General features: G+C 63.6%; 23 protein-coding genes. 11 read left to right on the top strand and 12 right to left on the bottom strand.

The genetic code is table 11. The features are described 5' to 3' along the window. Window positions 1–6: 6 nt before the first annotated feature. The 3 genes from R6G97_RS20655 to R6G97_RS20645 form a co-directional block, all read right to left on the bottom strand. Window positions 7–1008, bottom strand: a complete 1002-nt coding sequence (locus tag R6G97_RS20655; protein WP_043211277.1) for a FecR family protein — start codon at window positions 1006–1008, stop codon at window positions 7–9. Between the two features lie 150 nt (window positions 1009–1158). Further along, window positions 1159–2928, bottom strand: a complete 1770-nt coding sequence (locus R6G97_RS20650; protein WP_090342347.1) for an acyl-CoA dehydrogenase C-terminal domain-containing protein — start codon at window positions 2926–2928, stop codon at window positions 1159–1161. Window positions 2929–2948: 20 nt separating this feature from the next. Next, a complete protein-coding gene (locus R6G97_RS20645; RefSeq protein WP_043211273.1) occupies window positions 2949–4571 on the bottom strand; it encodes an acyl-CoA synthetase in 1623 nt (540 codons plus the stop codon). 190 nt (window positions 4572–4761) lie between these two features. On the opposite strand from R6G97_RS20645, the gene R6G97_RS20640 reads away from it, so the two are divergent. From R6G97_RS20640 to R6G97_RS20615, 6 genes are all read left to right on the top strand, one after another. Beyond that, complete coding sequence (locus R6G97_RS20640) at window positions 4762–6159, top strand: sensor histidine kinase (protein WP_317847438.1); 1398 nt, start codon at window positions 4762–4764, stop codon at window positions 6157–6159. Between the two features lie 12 nt (window positions 6160–6171). Next, window positions 6172–6804: a response regulator transcription factor gene (locus R6G97_RS20635; RefSeq protein WP_102082599.1), complete on the top strand. Its 633-nt coding sequence runs from the start codon at window positions 6172–6174 to the stop codon at window positions 6802–6804. A gap of 98 nt (window positions 6805–6902) precedes the next feature. After that, window positions 6903–7376 carry a MarR family winged helix-turn-helix transcriptional regulator gene (locus tag R6G97_RS20630; protein WP_043211269.1) on the top strand — a complete coding sequence of 158 codons (474 nt, stop codon included), beginning with the start codon at window positions 6903–6905 and terminating at the stop codon, window positions 7374–7376. Window positions 7377–7404: 28 nt separating this feature from the next. Continuing rightward, window positions 7405–8598, top strand: coding sequence for an HlyD family secretion protein (locus tag R6G97_RS20625; protein WP_102082600.1), 1194 nt, complete (start codon window positions 7405–7407; stop codon window positions 8596–8598). Beyond that, entirely contained in the window at window positions 8595–10130 is a 1536-nt protein-coding gene (locus tag R6G97_RS20620) for a DHA2 family efflux MFS transporter permease subunit (RefSeq protein ID WP_043211265.1), read from the top strand. The genes R6G97_RS20625 and R6G97_RS20620 overlap by 4 nt, the downstream gene beginning before the upstream one ends. Window positions 10131–10308: 178 nt before the next feature. Continuing rightward, entirely contained in the window at window positions 10309–11055 is a 747-nt protein-coding gene (locus tag R6G97_RS20615) for an SDR family oxidoreductase (protein WP_043211264.1), read from the top strand. A gap of 54 nt (window positions 11056–11109) precedes the next feature. Here the strand turns inward: R6G97_RS20615 and mapR are convergent, their stop codons facing one another. The 3 genes from mapR to R6G97_RS20600 all read right to left on the bottom strand — a co-directional run bounded on the left by mapR (window position 11110) and on the right by R6G97_RS20600 (window position 14324). Beyond that, the gene (mapR, locus tag R6G97_RS20610; protein WP_090342361.1) at window positions 11110–12519 is read right to left on the bottom strand and encodes a GntR family transcriptional regulator MpaR; all 1410 of its coding nucleotides are present in this window, start codon (window positions 12517–12519) and stop codon (window positions 11110–11112) included. Between the two features lie 39 nt (window positions 12520–12558). Continuing rightward, a complete protein-coding gene (gene ccoG, locus R6G97_RS20605) occupies window positions 12559–13965 on the bottom strand; it encodes a cytochrome c oxidase accessory protein CcoG (RefSeq protein ID WP_317847437.1) in 1407 nt (468 codons plus the stop codon). 119 nt (window positions 13966–14084) lie between these two features. Then, window positions 14085–14324: a DUF3203 family protein gene (locus R6G97_RS20600; protein ID WP_043211257.1), complete on the bottom strand. Its 240-nt coding sequence runs from the start codon at window positions 14322–14324 to the stop codon at window positions 14085–14087. 157 nt (window positions 14325–14481) lie between these two features. Here R6G97_RS20600 and R6G97_RS20595 point away from each other — a divergent pair, with 157 nt between their 5' ends. Then, window positions 14482–15012 (top strand): MgtC/SapB family protein, encoded by a 531-nt coding sequence (locus tag R6G97_RS20595; RefSeq protein ID WP_043211255.1) that lies wholly within the window; start codon window positions 14482–14484, stop codon window positions 15010–15012. A 539-nt stretch (window positions 15013–15551) separates the two neighbouring features. On the opposite strand, the gene R6G97_RS20590 is transcribed toward R6G97_RS20595, so the two are convergent. From R6G97_RS20590 to R6G97_RS20580, 3 genes are read right to left on the bottom strand one after another with little or no spacing between them, the layout of a single operon-like run. After that, window positions 15552–16451 (bottom strand): hydroxymethylglutaryl-CoA lyase, encoded by a 900-nt coding sequence (locus R6G97_RS20590; RefSeq protein ID WP_090342373.1) that lies wholly within the window; start codon window positions 16449–16451, stop codon window positions 15552–15554. A gap of 20 nt (window positions 16452–16471) precedes the next feature. Then, a complete protein-coding gene (locus R6G97_RS20585; RefSeq protein ID WP_043211252.1) occupies window positions 16472–16876 on the bottom strand; it encodes a MerR family transcriptional regulator in 405 nt (134 codons plus the stop codon). 55 nt (window positions 16877–16931) lie between these two features. Then, window positions 16932–17828, bottom strand: coding sequence for a helix-turn-helix domain-containing protein (locus R6G97_RS20580; protein WP_090342376.1), 897 nt, complete (start codon window positions 17826–17828; stop codon window positions 16932–16934). A 168-nt stretch (window positions 17829–17996) separates the two neighbouring features. Here R6G97_RS20580 and pobA point away from each other — a divergent pair, with 168 nt between their 5' ends. Beyond that, a complete protein-coding gene (pobA, locus tag R6G97_RS20575) occupies window positions 17997–19184 on the top strand; it encodes a 4-hydroxybenzoate 3-monooxygenase (RefSeq protein ID WP_317847436.1) in 1188 nt (395 codons plus the stop codon). Window positions 19185–19205: 21 nt separating this feature from the next. Here the strand turns inward: pobA and R6G97_RS20570 are convergent, their stop codons facing one another. Continuing rightward, the gene (locus R6G97_RS20570; protein ID WP_253132700.1) at window positions 19206–19853 is read right to left on the bottom strand and encodes an ankyrin repeat domain-containing protein; all 648 of its coding nucleotides are present in this window, start codon (window positions 19851–19853) and stop codon (window positions 19206–19208) included. A 175-nt stretch (window positions 19854–20028) separates the two neighbouring features. On the opposite strand from R6G97_RS20570, the gene ggt reads away from it, so the two are divergent. Together ggt and R6G97_RS20560 are read left to right on the top strand one after the other, a co-directional pair. Continuing rightward, entirely contained in the window at window positions 20029–21858 is a 1830-nt protein-coding gene (ggt, locus tag R6G97_RS20565) for a gamma-glutamyltransferase (RefSeq protein ID WP_182940926.1), read from the top strand. 78 nt (window positions 21859–21936) lie between these two features. Next, a complete protein-coding gene (locus R6G97_RS20560) occupies window positions 21937–22818 on the top strand; it encodes a LysR family transcriptional regulator (protein ID WP_043211342.1) in 882 nt (293 codons plus the stop codon). Window positions 22819–23758: 940 nt separating this feature from the next. Here the strand turns inward: R6G97_RS20560 and R6G97_RS20555 are convergent. After that, the gene (locus R6G97_RS20555; protein WP_317847435.1) at window positions 23759–24487 is read right to left on the bottom strand and encodes a DUF899 domain-containing protein; all 729 of its coding nucleotides are present in this window, start codon (window positions 24485–24487) and stop codon (window positions 23759–23761) included. Between the two features lie 146 nt (window positions 24488–24633). Between R6G97_RS20555 and R6G97_RS20550 the strand changes: the two genes are divergently transcribed. Then, the gene (locus R6G97_RS20550; RefSeq protein ID WP_317847434.1) at window positions 24634–24960 is read left to right on the top strand and encodes a hypothetical protein; all 327 of its coding nucleotides are present in this window, start codon (window positions 24634–24636) and stop codon (window positions 24958–24960) included. Here R6G97_RS20550 and R6G97_RS20545 read toward each other — a convergent pair. Beyond that, on the bottom strand, window positions 24957–25616 hold the full coding sequence (locus R6G97_RS20545; RefSeq protein ID WP_090342393.1) for an HAD family hydrolase: 660 nt from the start codon (window positions 25614–25616) through the stop codon (window positions 24957–24959). The two genes, R6G97_RS20550 and R6G97_RS20545, sit on opposite strands and share 4 nt — an antisense overlap. Window positions 25617–25708: the final 92 nt, after the last annotated feature.

Below are 25708 nucleotides of genomic sequence, written 5' to 3'. Positions count from 1 at the left end.
GCGGCGTCAGCCGCGTCCAGGCGGCGGGGAAATACGATTGAGGACGGTGCTGCCGTCCTTGCTGCGGGTCAGGTAGATCGGCAGTACCTTGGGCAGATTGTCCACCAATCGCTTGACCTCATGGATGCTGTAGACGCCACTGACGCGAATGGTGCCGGTGCTCTCGTCAGCCAGTTGCAGGGGGGTGTCCAGGTAGCGGTTTATCACCGGTAGGGCCTGGGCGAGGCTCAGGTTGTCGAGAATCAACTTGCCGCTGCGCCAGGCCAGGCTGTTGCCTGAGTCGTCGCTCTGGGCGAGCGCCGGTTCGAAGTCGCCGGCGCGGTAGCTGGCCTGCATGCCGGGGCCCAGTCGGTAGCCACCATCGTTGCCGTTGCTGCTGACCAGCACAGAGCCTTCCACCAAGGTCACCTTGACCTGATCTTCATACTTCCAGACGTTGAACTGGGTGCCGGTCACCCGTGTCTGGCCGGTACCCGCCCGAACGATGAACGGGTGGGTGCTGTCGTGCGTAACCTTGAAGAACGCCTCGCCCTGGACCAGGGTGACCTGGCGCTGATCCTTGTAATTGAGGTAGCGCAGTTCGCTGTGCAGGTTGAGCTCGACAACGCTGCCGTCGCTGAGCGTGACCTGGCGCATCTGGTCGGTGCTTTGAACGTGCTGGTAACGATTGGGCAGCCAGCCTTGTTCCCAGCCGACCCAACCCGCCAGGGGCAGGGCCAGCAAGGCGATCGCCGCCGCCGAGGCCAGAGGGCGCCAGTTGCGCGCACGAGCCGGTTGACGGGCGTTGGGGTTGAAGTCGACCACCGTGGTGGTGCGAGGCAGCAATTCGGCGGTCTGCCAGATCTCCAGCATCGCCTCGTATTCCTCCAGGTGCCTCGGATCGGCCGCAAGCCACCGTTTGAACGCCTCGCGCTCGGCTGGCGTGCAATCTTCGGCATGCACGCGCATGCACCAGTGCGCGGCGGCATCGGCGAGGGCATCGTCTGGGTTGAGGCGGTCTTGGTTCATCGTGGCTCCCGGTTTTGCGGCATTCTACCCTCCACAGGGGGGTGGCGAGAACCGAGATAATGGCGAATGACTATCAGTTGTGGGGTTTTTTGTCGGCATCAGCCGACTTCTCGCGCCGATAAGCAGGGGCGCGGAGCGCCCCTTGTCGGATCAGAACTGCTCAGGGGTCATGCCGTACAGACTCCCGCTGCCAGCCATGATGCTGACTTCCAAGGCCAGGCTGCGCGGCAGCAGGCGTTGGAAGAAGAACTGCGCGCACGACAGCTTGGCCCCATGGAAGGTAGGGTCTTGTTCGAGGTTGCGCAGGGACACGGCGGCCATGCGTGCCCACATGTAGGCGTAGGCGGTAAGGCCAAAGAGGTGCAGGTATTCCACGGCGGTGGCACTGACCAGATTGGCATCATTGGATGCTTGCTCGCGTAGCCAGTGGCTGGTGTGCTCCAGGCGGTCCAGGGCGTCCTGCAAGGCCTCCCGGTGCGCCGGTGCGTCGGCACAGAAGGTGCGCACTTCTGCCAGGAAACCGGCCAGCGCCTGGCCATCGTCAGCCAGCACCTTGCGCCCGAGCAGGTCGAGTGCCTGGATGCCATTGGTGCCCTCGTAAATCTGTGCGATCCGCACATCTCGCACGCGCTGTTCCTGGCCCCATTCGCGGATATAGCCATGGCCACCGAACACCTGCTGGCCCAGCACGCAGCTCTCCAGGCCGTTGTCGGTAAAGAACGCCTTGGCCACCGGCGTCAGCAGCGCCACCAGACGCACGGCCTGCTCCCGTTCGCCCGCGTCCTCGGCATAGCGGGCCAGGTCCAGTTGCTGGCCTACGTAGGTGGCGAAGGCCCGTCCGCCTTCGGTCAAGGCGCGCATGGTCAGCAACATGCGCCGTACGTCGCCGTGATGAATGATCGGGTCGGCGATCTTGTCCTTGGCCTGCGGGCCAGTGGCGGCCCGACTTTGCAGGCGGTCCTTGGCATAGCGCGCAGCGCTTTGGTACGAGGCTTCGGCGCAACCGATACCTTGGAGACCGATGGACAGGCGCTCATAGTTCATCATCGTGAACATCGCCGCCAGGCCTTTGTTCGGCTCGCCGACCAGGTAGCCGGTGGCGCCGTCGAAGTTCATCACGCAAGTCGCCGAAGCCTTGATGCCCATCTTGTGTTCGATCGAGCCGCACTGCACGGCGTTGCGCGCACCGAGCGAGCCGTCCGGGTTGACCAGGAACTTGGGCACCAGCAACAGCGAAATCCCCTTTGGACCGGCCGGCGCATCCGGCAGCCTGGCCAGTACCAGATGGATGATGTTCTCGGTCAGGTCCTGTTCGCCACCGGTGATGAAGATCTTGCTGCCGCTGACCTGGTAGGTGCCGTCGGCCTGGGGTTCGGCGCGGGTGCGGATCAGCCCCAGATCAGTTCCGGCGTGTGGCTCGGTCAGGCACATGCTGCCCGCCCATTGGCCGCTGTAAAGCGGTGGCAGGTAGATAGCCTTGAGGTCGTCACTGGCATGGGCATCGATCGCCAGGCAACTGCCGGCGCTCAGCGCCGAGTACAGGCTGAAGCTGCAATCGGCGGCGTAGAGCATCTCTTCGAACAGCACGGCGAGCATTTTCGGCATGCCCATGCCGCCATGCTCAGGGTTGCCACCCAGACCGACCCAGCCGCCTTCGCGGTAGGTCTGCCAGGCCTGGCGGAAGCCGTCAGGGGTGATCACCTGGCCGTCGTCGAAGCGTACGCCTTGCTCATCGCCGTTACGGCTGAGGGGGGCGATCAATTGGCCTGTGATCTTTGCCGCCTCTTCGAGGATGGCATCGGCGGTGTCGGCGTCGACCCGCTCGGCCAGAGCGGGCAAGCGTGCCCACAGGGCCGGAGCGTCGAAGACTTCGTGCAGGACGAAACGCATGTCGCGCAGAGGCGCGTTGTAATCAGTCATGTCGGGGCTCGCGTGGATAGTCAGAGGGCCTTGGCCCGGTCGCGCAGGACGTATTTCTGGATCTTGCCCGTGGAGGTCTTGGGCAGCTCGCCGAACACCACGGTCTTGGGCACCTTGAAACCGGCCAGGTGCTCGCGGCACCACTGGATGATGTCTGCCTCCCGGGTGCTGGCTTGCCCTGCCTTGAGGGCGACGAACGCGCAGGGTGTTTCGCCCCACTTTTCATCCGGGCGGGCCACCACGGCGGCTTCGAGCACTGCCGGATGCTTGTAGAGGGTATCTTCGACTTCGATGGTGGAGATGTTCTCGCCGCCGGAGATGATGATGTCCTTGAGCCGATCCTTGATCTCGACGTAGCCGTCGGCATGCCAGACGGCCAGGTCGCCGGTATGGAACCAACCACCACGGAAGGCCTCGGCGGTGGCCTCGGGGTTCTTCAGATAGCCCTTCATCACCGTGTTGCCGCGCATGAATATCTCGCCCAGGGTCGTGCCGTCCTGCGGCACCGGTTGCAGGGTCTGTGGATCGGCCACCATCAGCCCATCCAGGGTCGGATAACGCACACCTTGGCGGGATTTGATCCGAGCCCGCTGCTCCAGCGGCTGTTCATCCCACTCCTCGTGCCAGGCGCAGACGGTGACCGGGCCGTAGACCTCGGTCAGGCCATAAGTGTGGGTGACGCGGATGCCCATCTGCTCGACCGCACCGATCACCTTGGCTGGTGGCGCAGCGCCCGCGACCATTGCCTGCACCGGGTGGCCGATGGCGGCTTTGTCGGCGTCGGGCACGTTCACCAGGGCGTTGAGCACGATGGGCGCGCCACACAGGTGACTGACCCGGTGCTCGCGGATCAGGTTGAGGATCTTCTGTGGATCGACCCGGCGCAGGAACACATGGGTGCCGGCCAGGGCGGTGACGGTCCAGGGGTAGCACCAGCCGTTGCAGTGGAACATCGGCAGTGTCCACAGGTACACCGGATGCTGACCCATGGACCAGGTCATCTGGTTGCCCAGGGCGTTGAGGTAGGCGCCGCGATGGTGATACACCACGCCTTTGGGATTGCCGGTGGTGCCGGAGGTGTAGTTCAGAGAAATCGCCTGCCATTCATCATCGGGCCATTCCCAGGCGAACGCTGGATCGCCTTCGGCCAGCAGCGCCTCGTAATCCAGATCGCTGACGGCGCGGCCTTCACCGTATTCTGGATCGTCCACATCGACCACCAGGGGAGGGTGTTCGAGCAGGGCCAGGGCGCCTTCGATCACGCTGTGGAACTCGCGGTCGGTGATCAGCACCTTGGCTTCGCCGTGCTGCAGCATGAAGGCGATGGCCTCGGCGTCCAGACGCACGTTGAGGGTGTTGAGCACCGCGCCGATCATCGGCACGGCAAAGTGCGCTTCGAGCATTGCCGGAATGTTCGGCAACATCACTGCGACGGTGTCGCCCCGGCCGATACCGCGCCCGGCCAAGGCACTGGCCAGGCGTCGGCAACGGGCGTAGGTCTGGGCCCAGTCACGACGGATGGCGCCGTGGATCACCGCCGGATAGCGGCCATACACCGCGGCGGTTCGCTCGATGAAGCTCAAGGGGGTGAGGGCGACATGATTGACAGCAGTGGGCATCAGGCCCTGGGAATAGATCGACATGCGGTGGTCCTGTAAGGAGGCAGACGCAGCCTGTGCGCATGGCCCCCGGTGGCTGATTGTTAGCTCTGATCAGGGAAAGGGAGCAGGCCGATGGCTGCTGCCCCTGTCGCATTTTTACGCGAACCGCTATGGTAGCTGGAAGATCGACTATAGCAATATAGTAAAACTACTATAAGAAGAGCCTTCTACGGTGAATACGACCCTATCGCCCTTGCTGGCCAAGGACCCGCAACCGAGCCTCTTGCTGGCCTCCGACGCACGCCCGTTGGCGTTCAACTCCGCGTTCCAGACGCTGTTCGGCGAGGACACGCAGGCATTGCCCACCAATACCGCCGCTCTGGTAAAGGCATGTCTGCGTCAACGCCGTGCCATCGTCGAAGTGGAGGCCGAGGTTGGGGAGCGCATCCTGCTTTGGACGTTCATTCCCGATGACAACGGCCAGCAGGTCGTGGCCCGCTGCCGCGACGCCAGTGATGAACGTCGCGAGGCGCGCGAAGCCAGCCGTGCCCGGCGTCTGTACCGACTGATCACTGAAAACACCACCGACTTGATTTCCCGGCACAGCCCGGACGGGCGTTTTCTCGATGCCACGCCGGCGGCGTTCCGCTTGCTCGGCCTGTGGCCTGAACAACTGCGCGGCAGCGCCGTGCACACTTTGCTGCACCCCAGCGAGCGGCGTCAGGTGCTGCTGCAGGCCGGCGCGGCGCTGGAAGTGGAGGGCTACCACACCCTGACCTGTCGGGTGCGCCATGCCGATGGCCGTTACCGCTGGTTCGAGATTGCCTGTCGGGCGATCCGCGAGACCTATACCGGCACGGTGGTGGAAATCGTCGCCGTCTCGCGCGACATCACGTTGCGCATCGAAGCCCAGGAGACCCTGGCCCACAGCGCCCGCGTCGCCACCTTGGGCGAGCTCGCCTCGGGCATTGCCCATGAGATCAACCAGCCGCTGGCAGCGGTGCTCAATTACAGCAACGCCAGCCTGCGTTACCTGCACAACCTCGACCATGACCCCCAGGCCCGCGAACGCATCGCTCAGGGCTTGCAACGTATCAACGCCCAGGCCAACCATGCCGCGCAGGTGATCCGTCGCCTACGGGCCTTCCTGCGCAAGGGGCCGCGTCATCTCCAGGCGCTGGATATCGCCGATGTGGTGGGTGAGGCGTTGCGTCTGTGCGCCTGGGAGGCCGGGCAGGCCCAGGTGCGCATCGAACAGCGCCTGGGCCCGCAGTTGCCCAAGGTGTACGCCGACCGGGTATTGCTCGAGCAGGTGCTGCTCAACCTGCTGCGCAATGCTATCGACGCCAACCGCGAGCAGCACGGGACGCAGGCCTCGCGTATCCTGCTCATCGCCAAGGCCGTGGACGACGGGCTGCTGGTGGAGGTCTGCGATCAGGGCCCGGGCGTGGCAGTGGAACGCCTGGATGAGATCTTCACTCCGTTCACCACGACCAAGGCCGATGGCCTGGGATTGGGGTTGAGCATGAGCCGGAGCATTGTCGAGGGCTTTGGTGGCAGCCTACAGGCGCGGTCGGGCGAGGCGGGTGGCTTGGTGCTGTGCTGTCGTCTGCCGGCGAACAACGGATAAGGAGAGGGGCCAGTGGTGCAAGCGAAGGTGTATGTGGTCGATGACGACCAGGGCATGCTCGACTCGACGGTCTGGTTGCTGGAGTCGGTAGGCCTGCGCGCGCTGCCGTTCACAGGGGGGCAGGCGTTTCTCGATGTCTGCGATGACCGCGAGCCGGCCTGCGTGCTTTTAGATGTGCGCATGCCAGGCCTGGGCGGGCTGGCGGTACAGGCGGCGCTACGTGAGCGCGGGCTCGACATCCCGGTGATCTTCGTCAGCGGCCACGCCGATGTGCCCATCGTGGTACGGGCCTTCAAGGCCGGTGCCTGCGACTTCATCGAAAAACCCTACAACGACCAATTGCTGCTCGACAGCGTGCAAGCCGCCCTGGACCAGGTCCGTCGCCGACAGCAGGGCAGCGAAGCCCTGGCCGCCGTGCAGGCGCGGATCGACGGGCTCACGCCCCGTGAGCGCGACGTGTTCATACCCTTGGCCCAAGGGCTGAGCAACCGGGAAATCGCCGAGCAATTGGGCGTCAGCGTCAAGACCGTCGACCTGTATCGAGGGCGGGTGATGAAGCGCCTGCAGGCTGCGAGCCTTCCTGAGCTGGTGGGCATGGCCATCGCTTGTGGGCAGGTCGCGGCGCTGGGATTACAGGAGTCCTGAGGGCTTCTGTACGAAAATTTACATAGCAGGCTATTTAAGGCTTTGACATTCACTGCCTAGGCAGTAATATTTTTAAACAATTGCCTGAGCAGCCTGTCATGTCCCATTTCTCTCCGGAAAACTTCCAGACCTGCACCATCGGCCTGCTGCTTGGTCGCGCCGCGCTCCTGAAGGACCGCATCCTCGACTCTCACCTGGAAGCCGACGGCGTCACTGCCGCCCAGTTCAAGGTGCTGATCATCGTCACCCAGTACCAAGTGGACACGCCGGCCGAGCTGTGTCGCTACCTGGGCCTGGACAGCGGCTCGATGACCCGCATGCTCGATCGCCTCGAGCAGAAGGAGCTGATCGTGCGTAACCGCTGCCCAGAAGACCGTCGCCAGGTGCGCCTGGCGTTGACTGCCGAGGGTCAGCGCCTGGCCGACCGGCTGCCGGAGATCGGCGCGGCGGCGATGAACGAGCTGGTCGGTGTGCTCGAGCCCGAAGAGCTCAAGGCCCTTGAAGGCTTGCTTGCCAAGGTGCTGATCAGCGCCGGCGACCCCCTGACGATCAGCCGTTTCGCCGATCGTTGATCCCTCACGACTCATCCAAGGTATTGTCATGGCCACTTCCGCTGACACCTCCACCCCAGCACCTGCGCCGGACAACACAGGCAAGCGCAAGGCCTGGTTGCTTGGCTTGCTGCTGGTGCTGATCCTTGCCGGTGCCGCCGCCTGGGGCTGGTACACCCTGGTCGGGCGCTGGCATGAAAGCACCGACGACGCCTACGTCAATGGCAACGTGGTGGAAATCACGCCGCTGGTGACTGGTACCGTCACCAGCATCGGTGCCGATGATGGCGACTTGGTGCACGAAGGCCAGGTCCTGCTGCGCTTCGACCCGGCCGACAGCGAGGTCGCCTTGCAGGCCGCCGAGGCCAAGCTGGCGCGCACTGTGCGTCAGGTCCGGGGCCTGTACAGCAATGTCGATGCGCTCAAGGCGCAATTGCAGACGCGTCAGGCTGAGCTGCAGAAAGCCCAGGACAATTACAACCGGCGCAAGGTGCTGGCAGACAGTGGGGCAATCGCCGCTGAGGAAATCTCCCACGCTCGCGACGACTTGACCGTCGCCCAGAGCGCCCTGAACAGCGCCCGCCAGCAACTGAACACCAGCACTGCACTGGTCGACGACACCGTAGTCTCCTCGCACCCCGAGGTAATGGCTGCCGCCGCCGACCTGCGCCAGGCCTACCTCAACAATGCCCGCACCACATTGGTAGCACCGGTCACCGGCTACGTGGCCAAGCGTACCGTGCAACTGGGCCAGCGCCTGCAGCCGGGTGTCGCGACCATGGCGGTGATCCCGCTGGACCAGGTCTGGATCGATGCCAACTTCAAGGAAACCCAACTGCGCGACATGCGCATCGGTCAGCCGGTGGAAATCTCTGCCGATCTTTATGGCAGCGACGTGAAGTACAGCGGTACCGTGGACAGCCTGGGCGCCGGTACCGGCAGCGCCTTTGCGCTGTTGCCGGCGCAGAACGCCACCGGCAACTGGATCAAGATCGTGCAACGGGTACCGGTGCGTATTCACCTGAACCCCGAACAGCTCAAGGACCACCCCCTGCGTATTGGCCTGTCCACCGTTGTCGAGGTCGATCTGCATGACCAGAGCGGCCCGGCGCTGGCCCAGCAGCCGCCACAGCAAGCCAGCTACACCACCCAGGTGTACGATCGCCAGTTGGTCGAAGCCGACAACCTGATCGCCCGGCTGATCCACGAGAACAGCGCCACCGGCAAGACGGCCCAGCGATGAGCAAGGACGCGCCCGCGCAGTTCACTCCGCCGAGCCTGCTGCTGACGACCATCGGCCTGTCGCTGGCGACTTTCATGCAGGTGCTCGACACCACCATCGCCAACGTGGCCCTGCCGACCATCTCCGGCAACCTGGGGGTGAGCTACGAGCAGGGCACCTGGGTGATCACCTCGTTCGCGGTGAGCAATGCCATCGCCTTGCCGCTGACGGGCTGGCTGAGCCGGCGCTTCGGCGAGGTGAAGCTATTCCTGTGGGCCACATTGCTGTTCGTGCTGGCCTCGTTCCTGTGCGGCATCGCCCAGTCGATGCCGGAACTGGTGGCCTTCCGCGTGCTGCAGGGTGTGGTCGCCGGGCCACTGTACCCGATGACCCAGACCCTGCTGATCGCCGTGTACCCGCCCGCCAAAAGGGGCATGGCGCTGGCCTTGCTGGCCATGGTCACGGTGGTGGCGCCGATTGCCGGGCCGATTCTCGGTGGCTGGATCACCGACAGCTACAGCTGGCCCTGGATCTTCTTCATCAACGTCCCCATCGGCCTGTTCGCCGCGGCCGTGGTGCGCCAGCAGATGCGCGCGCGACCCGTGGTCACCAGCCGTCAGCCGATGGACTATATCGGCCTGCTGACGCTGATCATCGGCGTGGGCGCTTTGCAGGTGGTGCTGGACAAAGGCAACGACCTGGATTGGTTCGAATCCTCGTTCATCGTCATCGGCAGCCTGATTTCGGTGGTATTTCTGGCGGTCTTCATCATCTGGGAACTCACCGATCGTCATCCGGTGGTCAACCTGCGTTTGTTCGTGCACCGCAATTTCCGTGTCGGCACCTTGGTGATGGTGCTTGGCTATGCGGGCTTCTTCGGCATCAACCTGATCCTGCCGCAATGGTTGCAGACCCAGATGGGTTACACCGCCACCTGGGCGGGCTTGGCAGTGGCGCCGATCGGCCTGCTGCCTGTGGTCCTGTCGCCATTCGTGGGCAAGTATGCGCACCGGGTCGATCTGCGTTTGCTGGCGGGGTTGGCGTTCCTGGCGATCGGCGCCAGCTGCTACATGCGCGCCGGCTTCACCAGCGAGGTGGACTTCCAGCACGTGGCACTGGTGCAACTGTTCATGGGCATCGGCGTGGCGCTGTTCTTCATGCCGACCTTGAGCATCCTGCTGTCGGACCTGCCGCCTCACCAGATCGCCGATGGCTCGGGGCTGGCGACCTTCCTGCGCACCCTCGGAGGCAGCTTCGCCGCCTCGCTGACCACCTGGATCTGGATTCGCCGCGCCGACCAGCACCACGCGTACCTGAGCGAGCACATCAGTCAGTACGATCCTTCCACCCAGCACATGCTGGAGCAGTTGGGCGGGGCCAACCCGCAGAGCTATGCGCAGCTGGAACGGATCCTCAACGGCCAGGCCTACATGATGTCGACGGTGGATTACTTCACCTTGATGACCTGGGTGTTCGCAGGGCTGATCCTGCTGGTATGGCTCGCACGGCCGCCGTTCACCGCCAAGGCGGGACCAGCGTCGGCCGGACACTGATGCAACGGCTTCTTCGCGGATGAGCCACTCGCGCCTGGCCCGGGTTGCTCCCTGTGACAGTGGACTCGCCCGCGAAGGGGCTCTGCACGCGTGCGACCGCTAACGTTCAGGCGGGCATTCACAACCCTCTGCATTTCTTCTATTGTCGAACGTTCATTTCCAGGCAATTGGCAGATTCATGGAGAACGTCATCGTCATCACCGGTGCCAGCCGTGGCATCGGCGCCGCCACCGCCTTGCTGGCGGCGCAGCAGGGTTATCGCATCTGCATCAACTACCATGCCGACGACCAGGCCGCCGAACAGGTGCTGGCCCAGGTGCGTGCGCTCGGGGCCACGGCCATCGCCGTGCGAGCCGATGCCAGTGTCGAAGATGAAGTGGCGCAGCTGTTCCATCGCGTCGACCAGGAGCTTGGTCCGGTTACCGCGCTGGTCAACAACGCCGGCACCATCGGCCAGCAGAGTCGGGTGGAGGAGATGTCTGAGTTCCGCCTGCTCAAGGTGATGAAGACCAACGTGGTCGGCCCAATGCTGTGCGCTAAGCACGCATTGCTGCGCATGGCCCGCCGTCATGGTGGGCAGGGCGGGGCGATCGTCAATGTATCGTCCGTGGCGGCGCGCCTTGGGGCTCCCCACGAATATGTCGACTACGCCGCCTCCAAGGGTGCACTGGACACCTTCACCGTCGGCCTGGCCAAGGAAGTGGCAGGCGAGGGCGTGCGGGTCAATGGCGTACGGCCTGGCTACATCCACACAGGTTTCCATGCGTTGAGTGGCGATCCGGACCGGGTATCCAAACTCGAACCGGGTTTGCCCATGGGGCGTGGAGGACGGCCGGAGGAAGTGGCCGAGGCGATCCTGTGGCTGCTGTCGGACAAAGCGTCCTATTCGACAGGTAGTTTCATTGACCTGGGTGGTGGGCGCTAAGTAGCTGGGGGAGCGCGCACCGCGGTGGGCTGCGAAGCAGACCCTGCTGCGCGATCAGAACGACCTCACGATCCGCCCCAACGTCTCCATGGCCTGCTCGGCACCCTCATTCCAAGGGCTGCCGTAGTTCAGGCGGATGCAGTTACCAAAGCGCCGCGTGGGCGAGAAGATTGGCCCTGGGGCGATGCTGATGCCCTGGGCCAGGGCCATGTGGAACAACTTGAGCGCATCCATCTGCTCCGGCAGTTCAAGCCACAGGAAGTAACCACCGCTGGGGTGGCTGACCCGGGTCTGTGCCGGGAAATGCCGGGCGATGGCGGCCAGCATGCTCAACTGCTGGCCTTCCAGGGCATAGCGCAGCTTGCGCAGGTGGCGGTCGTAGCCGCCGTGTTGCAGGTAGTCGGCGATCGCAGCCTGGGCGGGCATCGAGGCGCACAGCGAGGTCATCAGCTTGAGCCGCTCGATCTTCTGGGCAAAGCGCCCGGCAGCCACCCAGCCAATGCGATAGCCCGGTGCCAGGCTCTTGGCGAAGGAACCGCAGTGCATCACCAGGCCCTCGGTGTCGAAGGCCTTGGCCGGCTTGGGCGCTTGCTGGGCATAGTAGAGCTCGGCGTAGACATCGTCTTCGATCAGCGGCACCTGGTGGCGGCGCAGCAGCTCCACCAACGCCTGCTTCTTCGCCTCAGGCATGCTTGCGCCCACCGGATTCTGGAAGTTGGTCATGCACCAGACGGCTTTTACCGGGTGTTTCTCCAAGGTTTGCGCCAGTACGGCCAGGTCCATGCCTTCACGTGGATGCACCGGGATTTCCACGGCCTTGAGCTTCAGGCGCTCGAGCACCTGCAGGCAGGCATAGAAGGCCGGGGCTTCGATTGCGACCAGATCGCCAGGTTCGGTGACCGCCTGCAGGCACAGATTGAGCGCCTCCAGGGCGCCGTTGGTGATTAGCAGCTCCTCCATGGGCAGCATCAGCCCACCGACCATGTAGCGCAGGGCGATCTGCCTGCGCAGTTGCGGATTGCCCGGCGACAGGTCGGTGACCACCATGCGCGGGTCCATGGCTCGGCTGGCGCTCGCCAGCGAGCGCGACAGACGCTGGAGGGGGAAGAGTTCCGGGCTGGGGAAGGCCGAGCCGAACGGCACGGTATGCGGATCCTTGATCGAGTCGAGGATGGAGAACACCAGCGCGCTGACGTCCACCTGGGTGGATTCGCTGACCGGTGCCAAGGCCTGGGGTTCGCTGAACGGCCGGGGTGCGTGGGCATTGACGAAGTAGCCTGAGCGCGGCCGGGCGCGAATCAGGCCACGGCGCTCGAGCAAGTAGTAGGCCTGAAACACCGTGGACGGGCTGACGCCGTGGGTCTGGCTGGCGTAGCGCACCGAAGGTACACGTTGGCCGGGCCCCAGGACGCCGGAGCGGATCAGTTCGGCAATGTCGTCAGCGAATCGTTCGTAGCGTTTCATCGTGGCTCGGCAGTCAAGGTGACAAGTCAGTGTAAGGGATCAACGGTTCAGTGGCGCGACGAAGCGGCTGTCGGCGCGGCTGTAGATCGTCGGCTCATCGCTGTCGCGGACTTCGAAGGTGATCTGCTGGGCACTGCTGGCGGGGCGGTCGGCCAGCAATGCGACCGATACCGGCAGCTCGCTCATTTCTCCGGCGGGAATGACGAAGGCCGTCTTGCCGTTCAGCGCGAAGCCCTCGGCGTCCACCAGACGCAGTTCGTAGCGCTGGGGAGACTGGGTCTTGTTGATGACCTTGAGCAAGTAGATGTTCTCGATCTGGCCTTGAGCGTTCTCGCGGAACAGGCCGCGGTCCTTGATCACATCCAGCGACACCATCGGGCGCAGGTTCAGGGCCACCACCAAGGCACCGATCATCAGCACCAGGGCACTGGCGTAGCCTAGCAGGCGTGGGCGCAGCCAGTGCGTCTTGCCGCCTTGCAAGGTGTGTTCGGACTTGTAGCCGATCAGGCCACGGGCATAGCCCATCTTATCCATCACGTTGTCGCAGGCGTCGATGCAGGCGGCGCAGCCAATGCAGGCCATCTGCAGGCCGTCGCGGATATCGATGCCGGTGGGGCACACCTGCACGCACAGGGTACAGTCGATGCAATCGCCCAGGTTCTGCGTGCGCGGGTCGCTGCCTTTCTTGCGCGGGCCACGGGCCTCGCCGCGGCGAGGGTCGTAAGCCACCGCCAGGGTGTCCTTGTCGAACATCACGCTCTGAAAACGTGCGTAGGGGCACATGTGCATGCACACCGCTTCGCGCAGCCAGCCGGCGTTGAGGTAGGTGGCGGCGGTGAAGAACACCACCCAGAACAGCGCCACGCCGCCCAACTGCAAGGTGAACAGCGCCTCGGCCAAAGGGCGGATGGGCGTAAAGTACCCCACGAAGGTCAGCCCTGTGAGCACTCCGATGGCCAACCACAGGCTGTGCTTTAGGGTGCGGCGCGCAAGCTTTTCAAGGTTCCAGGGGGCTGCGGCGAGCTTGATACGCTGGTTGCGGTCACCTTCGCTGACCTTCTCGCACCACATGAACAGCCAGGTCCATACACTCTGCGGGCAACTGTAGCCGCACCAGACACGGCCCGCGAACACCGTGATGGCAAACAGCCCGAAGGCGCAGATGATCAAAAGCGCCGAGAGCAGGATGAAGTCCTGAGGCCAGAAGGTGGCGCCGAAGATATGGAATTTGCTTTCGGCAAGGTCCCACAGCACAGCCTGGCGGCCGTTCCAGTCCAGCCAGGCGGTGCCGAAGAACAGCACGAACAGCGCACCGGCAAAGCCAATGCGCAGGTTGCGGTACAGGCCGGTGAAACTGCGTGTATGGATGCCGCTGTCGCCCAGGCGCTTGCGCGGGCTGGCGGGCGCGTCAACGTCAATCACGCGGTACGGGATTCTATCGCTCATGGCTTGTGCTCTTGAGTCTCGATCAGGCCCGGTCACTATGGGGCGCGATCTGTTTCCAGCACAGACTCAGGTGGCGCGATAAAAACCGTATCAGATGAACCGCTGGTACCTCGCAGGCCTCAGATCACGGAGCCTGGCGTGCTTGCCTTCAGATGCCTGCGGCTATCCACCGCACCGGCCACGGTGAGCGCGTCGGCCTCGGCTTCGGTGATGGGGACGCGCTGGTTGGCGAGCAGGGCCACCGACATGCGCAACTGCTCATCCGTGACGATCTCGATGTCCGGCCCTTCGGCCTCGAGGCGTAGGTCTTCGCCGATCAACGTACAGCGGCGGGTGCTTTCGTCGATTTCTACGGGCATGGCGATGTCCTCTTGGTTGGCGGTCTGCAGTTGTGACCGCGCCAAACAGGTGGTTGCTGCATCGCTGCGCTCAGTGGATTCGGTTGCACTCCCGGCAAGCCCAACGGTCCATCCCTTGAGAGGTACGAGCGTCGCTCCCACGACCTGGAGGTCTGACATGCACCCTTGGTGGCACACGGTATGGCTGGCCATACAAGCCGAGTTCGCCGACATCGCCGACCTGCGCGAGGTCACCCAGATCCTGGTGCGCTTGTTGATGGCCGCCGTGCTGGGCGCGGTGCTGGGCTTCGAGCGCGAGCACAAGGGCAAGTCCGCGGGCGTGCGCACGCACATGTTAGTGTGCCTGGGGGCGGCGCTGTTCGTCCTGGCGCCGAGCATGGCCGGCGCTGACGAGCAGGCGCTCAGCCGAGTGGTCCAGGGGATCGTCGCGGGGATCGGTTTTCTGGGCGCCGGGACGATTCTCAAAGGGAACGGCCAGGAGACCAGCCATGTGAAAGGCCTGACCACCGCCGCCGGATTGTGGATGACCGCCGCCATCGGCACGGCCGCGGGTGTGGGGCGTGAGGCCACTGCCGTGATCAGCACGGTGCTGGCGCTGCTGGTGCTGGGCAGCATGCCGTTGTTGGTGGAGAAGCTTGAAGGCGAGGATGAAGGGAAGCAGGAGGAGGAGCGTGACAGGAAGCACTGAGGGGAGCCGAAGCTCCCCTCAAAGCGTTGTTGCCTGCTCTTTTTTTTATTATTGGAGACTGGCCTGTTGTTGTTTTTGTCAGCCATTGCCTCGGTAGTGCGGGTGGCCCCCACTCGGGGCACAAGAGCAAACGTATTTTTTTGAGCGCTGACCTGCTTTCATCATTGCTGATCCGATGCTGACTGCCGCTACCTTGCAGGTAGTTTTATTGTTCTGTGTCAGACCGCGAGGGCGAACCCTCTGAAAAGCGTGCCTACTCCAAAAAAATCTGCTTGCTACGCCTCTGCCGTGTTGTTCTTGTTATGTCAGAGCCGTTACCTATTGTTTTTATTGGGTGTCACGTTGTTGTTCTTGTTATGCCAGAGATAAAGCAGATGCCATGCCAACTTTTTAAAATCATTTAAAATCAATGCCTTGTCTGAATTCGCAGAAGCCGGGCCACCTGAAAATCTGTCGATTTGTTTCCCTGTTACCCGATTTTTTGCTGGCAAACGGGGGTGAGGTAACACTCACCCACACACATGTGACACCCGTATGACTCATTGAGCGCTACGCGCCCGTGCAACCCGCGACCCCGTGACGCGGCCCAGCACCGAACTGATGCGCTGGCCGGCCGCGATCAGGCGCTCCAGGTCGATGCCGGTGTCGATTCCCAGGCCTTGCATGAGGTACACAACATCCTCGGTGGCAACGTTGCCGGTCGCGCCCTTGGCGTACGGACAGCCGCCCAGGCCCGCCACGGAACTGTCGAAGACCTGGATGCCTTCGAGCAGACTGGCATAGACATTGGCCAGGGCCTGGCCGTAGGTGTCATGGAAATGCCCGGCCAATTGCCCACGTGGCACCTGGGCCGAGACCACCTCGAACAACCGGCGTGTTTCGCCAGCGGTACCGGTGCCGATGGTGTCGCCCAAAGACACTTCGTAGCAGCCCATCTCATGCAGTGCCCGCGCCACCGGCGCGACCTGCTCGGCGCTGACCTTGCCTTCGTAAGGGCAGCCCAGCACGCACGACACATAACCGCGCACGCGCACGCCATGGCTGCGCGCCGCCTCCATGATCGGCTCGAAGCGCTTGAGGCTCTCGCTGATCGAGCAATTGATGTTGCGCTGTGAGAAGGCCTCGGATGCGGCGGCGAATACCGCCACTTCTTTCACCCCAGCTGCCAGGGCGTCTTCGAAACCGCGCAAGTTGGGCGCCAGGGCGGCGTAGGTCACGCCTGGGCGTTGCTTGATGGCGGCGAACACCTCGGCTGAGCCGGCCATCTGCGGTACCCATTTGGGCGAGACGAAGCTGCCCACCTCGATATAGGACAACCCGGCCTCGGTGAGCTCGTCCACCAGGCGCACTTTGTCCGCGACGCTGATGGGCTGGGCTTCGTTCTGCAGGCCGTCGCGCGGGCCGACTTCGACCAGGCGGACTTTCTCGGGCAATGACATGGCGGGGTTCCTGTGTCAGGTCAACGGTTATTGTGATTGTGCTGGTTGAGGGTGGCGGCCAGGGCCTGTTCGCAGCGTTCCTGGGCAGTGTCCAGCTCCAGGTGCATTTGCTGGATATCGAGCATCTGCTGTTCCAACTGAGCGCGGCGCTCGGCGATCTTGGCCAGCATGCTGTTGAGCTGCTTGAGATTGCCGCTGGTAGGGTCATACAGCTCGATCAGCTCCCGGCATTCGGCCAGGGAGAAACCGATGCGCTTGCCGCGCAGGATCAGCTTCAAGGTGACCTTGTCGCGCGCCGAATAGATGCGCTCCAGGCCTCGACGTTCGGGGCTCAGCAGGCCTTGCTCCTCATAGAAGCGAATCGCGCGGGTGGTGATGTCCAGCTCGCGGGACAGGTCGGAGATGCTGTAGGTCTGGCTGCTCATGCTTGGGCTCGGAAGAGGTGATAGCCGCTAACCTAAAGGCTGCTTGACGTAAACGTCAAGCAGGTGCTGCTGGCCCCTGGGATTGGGCCGATCGCCGGAAGCCATTTGGCGTCTGGCCGGACAGGCGCTTGAAGAACCGGGCGAAGTAGGTCGGGTCGGTGAAGCCCAGGCGGTCTGACAGCTGGCCGATGCTCATGCGCGTGTACACCAGGTTGCGTCGTGCTTCCAGCAACAGGCGCTGGTGAACGACTTGCAGAGCGGTCTGCCCGGCCAGGTCCCGGCACAGCTGGTTGAGACGCAGGCTGGAAATACCCAGCTTCGCCGCGAAGTCTTCGACCGACAGGTGCTCGCGGTAATGGGCTTCCACCAAGCGCAGGTATCGGCTTAGCAATTGCCGGTCGCGTTCATCTCGGTTGCGCGGGGCCTGGCCCAGTTGTTGGCGACGGCTGATCCACACCATCAGTGCGGTGAGCAGCGCCTGCAGCATGGCGGCCCGCCCTGGCGCGTGGCCCTGGTATTCCTGTTGCAGCGTGTCGATCAGACCGTGCAGGCGGATACGGTCCTTGCCCAGCGGGTAGCAACCCACCGACGTCAGCACTGCCAGGGGTGCGCCGAGGCGCTGCTCCAGATCGGCCACCAGGGCGGTGCCGAACGTCAGCACGTGGCCCTGGATGTCGGCGCTGAAACGAAACCCATGCACGGTCAGCGGAGGGACCACCTGAATCGCCGCTTCGTGGATTTCGCTGCGCTGGCCTTCGATCTGTACCTGCGCCCGGCCCCTTTGCACGTAAAGCAGCTGGAACAGCTCGGCATGGCGATGGGGCTTGATTTCCCAGTGGTGCAAACGGCTGCGCGCAGGGATCGACTCGCAATGCAGCAAGTCGGCACCGGGCCAGGCCTGGTTTTCGCCGTAGAGCTGGAACAGTGGCACTCCGGGAAGTCGGGTGGTCATGGCATGTCTGTCCGTTAATCGAACGAAATTTGCAAAAGTGCAGTTAATGCACGGGATTTCACACTTTTTGCCCTGCAGTGGCCAGTAAAAATGCAGGTGCAAACCCAAATCTGCAGATGCCAAGGCATGCGTTGCCAGTACCGGCATCGATACGACGAGACAACAACAATGAAGACTCAGGTTGCAATCATCGGGGCTGGTCCGTCCGGCCTGCTGCTTGGCCAGTTGCTGCACAGAGCTGGCATCGACACCGTGATCCTCGAACGTCAGACCCCAGACTACGTGCTCGGCCGCATCCGTGCCGGCGTGCTGGAGCAAGGCACGGTCGACCTGTTGCGCGAGGCGGGTGTCGCCGAACGCATGGATCGTGAAGGACTGGTGCATGAGGGCGTCGAGCTGCTAGTCGGCGGTCGTCGCCAACGCCTTGACCTGAAGGCCCTCACCGGCGGCAAAACAGTCATGGTGTACGGCCAGACCGAGGTCACCCGTGACCTCATGCAGGCCCGCCAGGCCAGCGGTGCGCCGATCGTCTATTCGGCCAGCCAGGTGCAGTTGCACGGGCTGGACTCTTCACAGCCCTTTGTCACTTTCGAGCAGGACGGCCGACGCCTGCGCGTGGACTGCGATTACATTGCCGGATGCGATGGTTTCCACGGTGTGTCGCGCCAGAGCATCCCTGCGGGGGTGCTCAAGCAATACGAGCGTGTCTATCCGTTCGGCTGGCTGGGCCTCTTGGCCGATACGCCGCCGGTCAACCACGAGCTGATCTACGCCCACCATGAGCGCGGGTTCGTGCTGTGCAGCCAGCGTTCCCACACCCGCAGCCGCTACTACCTGCAGGTGCCGCTGCAAGAGCGTGTGGAAGATTGGAGCGACGAGCGCTTTTGGGAAGAGCTCAAGGCGCGGCTGCCAGAGGACGTGGCGGCACGACTGGTCACCGGGGCGGCGCTGGAGAAAAGCATCGCACCGCTGCGCAGCCAGGTGGTCGAGCCCATGCAGTTCGGCCGGCTTTTTTTGCTCGGCGATGCCGCGCACATCGTCCCGCCCACGGGTGCCAAGGGGCTTAACCTGGCGGCGTCGGACGTCAATTACCTCTCCCGGATCCTGGTCAAGGTCTACCGCGAAGGGCGTACCGACCTGCTGGCTCAGTACTCGCCCCTGGCCCTGCGCCGGGTGTGGAAGGGTGAGCGCTTCAGCTGGTTCATGACCCAGTTGCTGCATGACTTCGGCGAGCATCAGGATGACTGGGACCGCAAGATGCAGGAAGCTGACCGGGAGTATTACCTCAGCTCGCCGGCCGGGTTGGTGAACATTGCCGAGAACTATGTGGGGTTGCCGTTCGAGGCGGTGGAGTAGGGCGGACGGCTCCATTCGCCCTCATTTCTCCAGTAACGCCACGATCTCCCGATATCCTCGCTGCTGCGCGTGCTCCAGTGCCGTCACGCCGTCCTTGTCGGCGATCGCCGGGTCCGCCCCGGCCGCCAGCAGCCGGCGGACGATGTCCACGTGACGCGGGCCACCATCGCCAAGGATCACCGCCTCCAGCAAGGCGGTCCAGTGCAGGCGGTTGAGATGGTTCACGTCGACACCTGCGTCGATCAGCATCTGTACGGTCTGCACATGGCCGCGTTCGGCGGCGGGAATCAGCGCGGTGCCACCGTAGCGGTTGGTGCTCTTGAGGTCGGCACCGTGATCCAGGGTCAATCGCAGGATCTCGTTCAGACCACGGGCCCCGGCATATAAATAAGGACTGTCCTGGATGTCGTCCTTGGCATTGACGTCGGCGCCAGCTTCTATCAGCACCTTGGCTGTCGCGACCTCATTGGCGTGGGTGGCCACCAGCAGCGCGGTGCGGCGCCGAGCGTCCCGCGCATCGACGTTGGCGCCTTCATCGAGCAGACGGCGTACGGCAGAAGCATCGCCACGCTGGGCGGCATCGAGCAGTTGGGTATCCATGGCAAGGGTCTCGGCGTGGGCGACAACGCTGATGAGCAAGGCGAAGAGGGCGGCGAACGGCAAGCGCATGGGAGAGGCTCCTGAATGACCGGTCTTCATCCTAGGAAATACCCTTGAGTGCTTGAAGTTAATTCTGCGCATGAACATCAGTGCATTTCTGGATATACCCCTGTTTTCGGGCTTTTGCGCAGGTTCGGCTAAAATCGCTGGTTTTGGCGCCCTGCGCCTGCCCTCGAATTACAGGATGTCCTTCTTGAAAAGGCCTTTACCCGTTGTAGTGCGTGTCACGGCTCTGTGTTGCCTGGCGACCTTGACCAGTTGTGGCTGGGGTGGACGAACGGCAGAAACGCCCTCGGTCTTGCCGTTGCCACCCGAGCTCGACTCCGGCTACCGCGCCGGGTTAAAGCCGACTCATGCCAGCCGGCACATGGCTGCCGCCGCCAACCCCTTGGCCAGTGACGCAGGGCGCTCGGTGTTGCGCGCAGGTGGCAGCGCCATCGATGCTGCCATCGCCATGCAGGCGGTGCTCACCTTGGTCGAACCGCAGTCCAGCGGTATCGGTGGAGGGGCGTTCATCCTCTATTGGGACGGGCACCAGGTCCAGGCCTTCGACGGTCGTGAAACCGCGCCCTCGCAGGTTACGCCGAACCTGTTCCTTAAGTCTGACGGTACGCCCATGGCATTTCGTGACGCCCAGATCGGCGGCCGCTCAGTGGCCGTACCCGGCGTGCTGCGCGCCTTGCATTTGGCCCATGAACAGCATGGTCGACTGCCATGGCGCGACCTGTTTGCCCCGGCCATCGCCTTGGCCCGCGACGGTTTCCCGATGTCCAAGCGATTGCACACACTGCTGGCAGCGGACACCTATGTCGCCGGCTCGCCCGGCATGGCCCGCTATTTTCTCGATGCCCAAGGCAAGCCCTTGGCGGTCGGCACGCTTCTGAAGAACCCCGAGCTTGCACAGACGCTGGAACTGATCGCCACGCAGGGGCCTGATGCGTTCTACACCGGCGACATTGCCCAGGCGATGGTCGAGGCTGTGCGCGGCCATGCCAACCCCGGCCTGCTGTCGCTCGAAGACCTGCGTCGCTACCAGGCCAAGGAGCGCACGCCCGTCTGTGGGCCCTACAAGATCTGGCGCATTTGCGGCATGCCACCGCCATCCTCCGGTGGCGTCGCGGTATTGCAGACCCTGGGCATCCTCGAAGCCCTGCAGTCGGCCACACCGTCGCTGGACTTGGCCAGCATGGCACCGACGCAGGCGGCGTCGGTGGCGGGTCTGGAACCCGCGCCCATGGCGGTTCACCTGATTGCCGAGGCCGAGCGCCTGGCCTACGCCGACCGTGCTCAGTATCTGGCTGATAGCGACTATGTGGCGGTGAATCTCCAAGGGCTGACCAACAAGGCGTACCTGGCGAGTCGTGCCCGGCTGATCGGCCCGAGCAGCATGAAGCACGCCGAGGCCGGTACACCGCCGGGTAACAACTTGGCCCTGTCGCCTGACCGGTCTCCCTTGCGCATTGCCACCTCCCATGTCTCGGCCGTCGACGATCTGGGCGGTGCGGTTGCCATGACCACGTCCGTGGAGGCCGCTTTTGGCTCGCACCTGTTCGTCAAAGGATTTCTGCTGAACAACCACCTGACCGACTTCTCGTTCGTACCCAGCGCAGACGGCAAGCCCGTCGCCAATGCGGTCGCTCCCGGCAAGCGACCGCTGTCCTCGATGTCGCCGACACTGGTATTCACACGTGAGTCCGGCGAACTGCTGGCCAGTCTGGGCTCACCCGGTGGCTCGCAGATCATCGGTTACGTGAACAAGGCATTGATCGGCCTGTTGGATTGGAAGCTCGATCCCCAAGCGGCCATCAATCTGCCCAACTTCGGCAGTCGCAACCTCGGCACCGAGGTGGAAGCGGGGTTGGCAAGCCCAGCCCTGATACAGGCGCTTCAAGCCCGCGGCCATGAGGTGACACCGATGACGATGACCAGCGGGACGCAGATCATCCAGCGCACCGCTGACGGCTGGTCGGCGGGTGCCGATCCTCGGCGCGAAGGGACGGCGCTGGGCGACTGACGCGCTGGCGCGTGCGGTTGCCGGCGGTGTATGGGCGTGCTAGAAGTCGGGTCTGTCATTCAGAAGTTGAATACACCGATGTCTATCAGCGTTAAACCGAATAGGGCCCTGTTCGACCTCGACCTGCTGCGCGCCATTGTCGTGGTGGCCGACTGCGGCAGTTTCACCACGGCGGCGACGCGCTTGCACTCCACCCAGTCGACCATCAGCCAGAAAGTACGCCGGCTGGAGGACATGGTGGGGCACCGCCTGCTGGTGCGAGGCAACCGCGACGTGCTGCCCACGGACGCAGGGCAGACACTGCTGGGTTATGCCCGGCACATGCTGGCGCTGAACGACCAGATGCTCGAAGCCCTGGCGGGGGCGATGGTTGGCGTGACGGTGCGCTTGGGAGTACCTGAGGATTTCGTCGGTGGGCGCACCACCAATGCCTTGTCGGCATTCAGTCGACGCCATCCTCAGGTCAAGTTGGAGGTTACCAGCGGGTTGTGCCGGGACCTGAGCCAAGCCTATGACAACGGCGAATTGGATCTGGTGTTGCTCAAGCAGCGGCGTAATGCGAGGGAAGGGGTGGCGTGCTGGCCTGAGCGATTGCAGTGGATCGACAGTGCCCGGACACCGGCCTTCGAACTCGACCCGATCCCACTGGTGACTTTTCCGCCGCGGGGGTTGTATCGCGATGACATGATTACCGCGATCGAGGGGATGGGGCGGCGTTGGCGTATCAGCTTTACCAGCTCCAGCTTGAGCGGGATACAGGCGGCGGTGGCCGATGGCATGGGGATCAGTCTGTTGCCGCCGCGGGCGGCGACGGCGGAGCACCGGGTGTTGGGAGTGGAGCAGGGGTTGCCGGAGGTCGATAGCTACGAGATCGTGGTGGTGCATCGGCCGACGGCGGATGGAATGGTTCGGGCGTTGGCCGAGGTGCTCATGGAGTTGCTTGCGGCGCACGAGATTTGATTTGGCGTTGGTTGTTGGTTGTTGGTTTTGAGGTTTGTGGGCTTATCCGTTTGATTTGGCGACGGTTAGTCACCTTTCCGCCTTTACGGCGGGTCACTTTTGGTCTTGGCCAAAAGTAACCAAAAGCCGCGCGCCCCTGCATCCGGCCCGGCGCTTCGCACCGGGTTCCCTCGCTGCGGTGTCTTACGGGGCCTCGCGGCCTCCGGCTGGCTGCGCCAGCCTCCATCTCGCGACTTCGGCTACCGCCGAAGGGCGCTACGCGCCTGCCCCTACAGACACCTCCGCTCGGCCTGCTGATGGGGCGCAAGTTACGGGCGGCGTCTGGGCTGGCGTTGTTTCGTTCAGTGGTTTTTGTGGTGAGCTTTTGGGCCATTCGCGGGTAAACCGGAGCACCGAACCGCCGCTCACACAGGCTCACCGCAGCTCTTGAGAACGGCGCTGTGCCTGTAGGATCGGCGGTTCGGTGCTCCGATTAACCCGCGAATAGGCCTGAACAAACACCCAAACAATTAACTTGTTTGCCGTTGCCGTTGCCGTTGCCGTTGCCGTTGCCGTTGCCGTTGCTTTTGCTACGCGATAGTCCAGACGCCACCAATCGCGACCTCAGGAGGCCGAGTGGAGGTGTCTGTAGGGGCAGGCGCGCAGCGCCCTTCGGCGGTAGCCGAAGTCGCGAGATGGAGGCTGGCGTAGCAAGCCGGAGGCCGCGAAGCCCCGAAAGGCACCGGAGCGCAGGGAACCCCGGAGCGCAGCGCAGGGGCCGGATGTGGGAGCCAACGGTTTTTGCCTACTTTTGCCCAAGAGCAAAAGTAGGTCGCCGTAAAGGCGAAAAGCGCCGGTAGCGCCCCCACCAAACCCGGATATTCACCCAGCCTGAAAGCCCAAGCCCAAGCCCAAGCCCAAGCCCAAGCCCAAGCCCAAGCCCAAGCCCAAGCCCAAGCCCTCACTCATGACAACACTGCCCAGCCCGCGTCCCCACCTCATACCGATCATGATGCCGCACCCAATCCATCGTCCCCCCCTCATTCCTCCCCAACGGCGCAATGTCGAGAAAGTTATAAGCCCCCACCAGAATGTCCAGCCCCCGCGCATACGTAGAATAGGTGTGATAGACCGCCCCATTCCCGTCCCGGTAGAACGCACTGAGCCCTGGCAGCTCCTGCTCGCTCCCCGCATAGGCCTCGTAGTTGTACTGCCCAGACCCATCCGTGGCGACACTCACCCCAAAGTCCTCGTTGAAACTGCCACCGTGTGACGAGAACCAAGGAAACCGCCACCCCATCCGCCGCCGGAAGTCCTGGAACTGCCCATAGGGCGCCCGCGACACCGCGACCAGCGAAACGTCATGGTGCGCCAGGTGCAGGTTGGCACCGTCGAAATGATCGGCCAGGAACGAACACCCCGGGCAGCCCTCGCTCCAACCGTCGGCGAACATGAAGTGATAGACCAGCAGTTGGCTGCGCCCGGCAAACAGGTCCGTCAGCCCCACCTCGCCATCGGGCCCGTGGAAGCGGTAAGGCTGTTCGACTTTGACCCACGGCAAGGCCCGCCTGGCCGCTGCCACTTCGTCACGCTGATGAGTAAGGGCTTTTTCATGCAGCCAGAGCTGGCGCCGGGCGGCGAGCCACTCGCTTCGGGTCACCACTGGGTGCTTGATGTCTGGATTGTTCATGACGCTGGCTCCACGTGAGGGATTCAGCGAATGGTCGAATGGCGGCTGTTGGATTCGACAAAGGCTTGCCCCCTCACGATGAATGGTGCAGTAGCCCGGATGAATTCGAGTGATATCATCAGGCCATTAATCACAAGGAGCTGTGCATGCGCTGGCGTTGTCTGTCGTTATTTCTGTTGACTCTTCTGCTCGGCATCACGTCGGCCCAGGCGGCTAACACCCCGTGCTCGGGTCGCAAGGGTGGGATTGCAGGGTGTGACGGCGAGATCTTCCTGTGCAACGACGGTTCGATCAGCGCTTCGAAGAAAAACTGCAGCGCGTTATACGGGAGCCGTACCGCGCACCCGGCAGTGCAGTCATTGCGCGCCAGCGACGAAGGCTGCGGATGCGGCAGTGGCAACTACTGCACGGGCCCGCGAGGCGGGGTGTATTGCCTGACACCCTCGGGCAACAAAAGCTACCGTCGACGCTAGCCGGCCATCTCGTCTATCAACGCCCACAACCGCGTGTCGTTGAAATCTTCGACCACCAATCGCGCCCCGGCAGCGAGCAATCGCTCGGCAGTCTGGGTAGTGGCGATGCCCACTGTGAAGATGCCTGCATCGCTGGCAGCCTTTACGCCGGGCAGAGAGTCCTCGAAGGCCAGGGCCTGGCTGGCCGTGGCTGCAAGGCGCTGCAGGCCAGTCAGGTAGGGCAGCGGGTCGGGCTTGGGGCGGGCCAGTTCCTCGGCCACCAGTACATGTCCGAAACATCCCTCCAGGCCCATGGCGGCCAGCATGTGCTCGGCATTGAGGCGGGGCGCATTGGTCACCACGCACATACCGATTTCATGCTGCCGGGCGTAGGTCATCAGGCGTGCCAGTCCGGGCATGGGCGTCAGCCGAGGCGACAGTTCGCGGAATAACGCCTCCTTGCGCTCGGCCAGGGCCAGGCATTGGGCCGGGCTGCAGAGAGGAAAAAGCTCGGCGAACAGCTCTCCGTTGGCCCGCCCGCTGACCTGGGCCTCGAACTGCGCTTGGCTCAGCTCGCGGCCGTCATGCTCGCGCAGCAACTGGCGGAAGGCCTGCAAATGCAGGGTATCGGTATCGGTGAGGGTTCCATCGAGGTCGAACAGCAGGGCGGTCAGCATCGGGTATCCAAAAGGGGAAAACGTCAATCCCGGCCATGATAGCCAAACCGGACGACGAAGGGGGCTGTTCACTGTACGCCGAAAAGAGTACA

Origin of the sequence: Pseudomonas sp. HTZ2, from assembly GCF_033173945.1 — a bacterium.
In the GTDB taxonomy this organism is placed as follows: domain Bacteria; phylum Pseudomonadota; class Gammaproteobacteria; order Pseudomonadales; family Pseudomonadaceae; genus Aquipseudomonas; species Aquipseudomonas guariconensis.
Note: the sequence above shows the minus strand (reverse complement) of the source record. Positions and strands in the feature narration are given on the sequence as shown.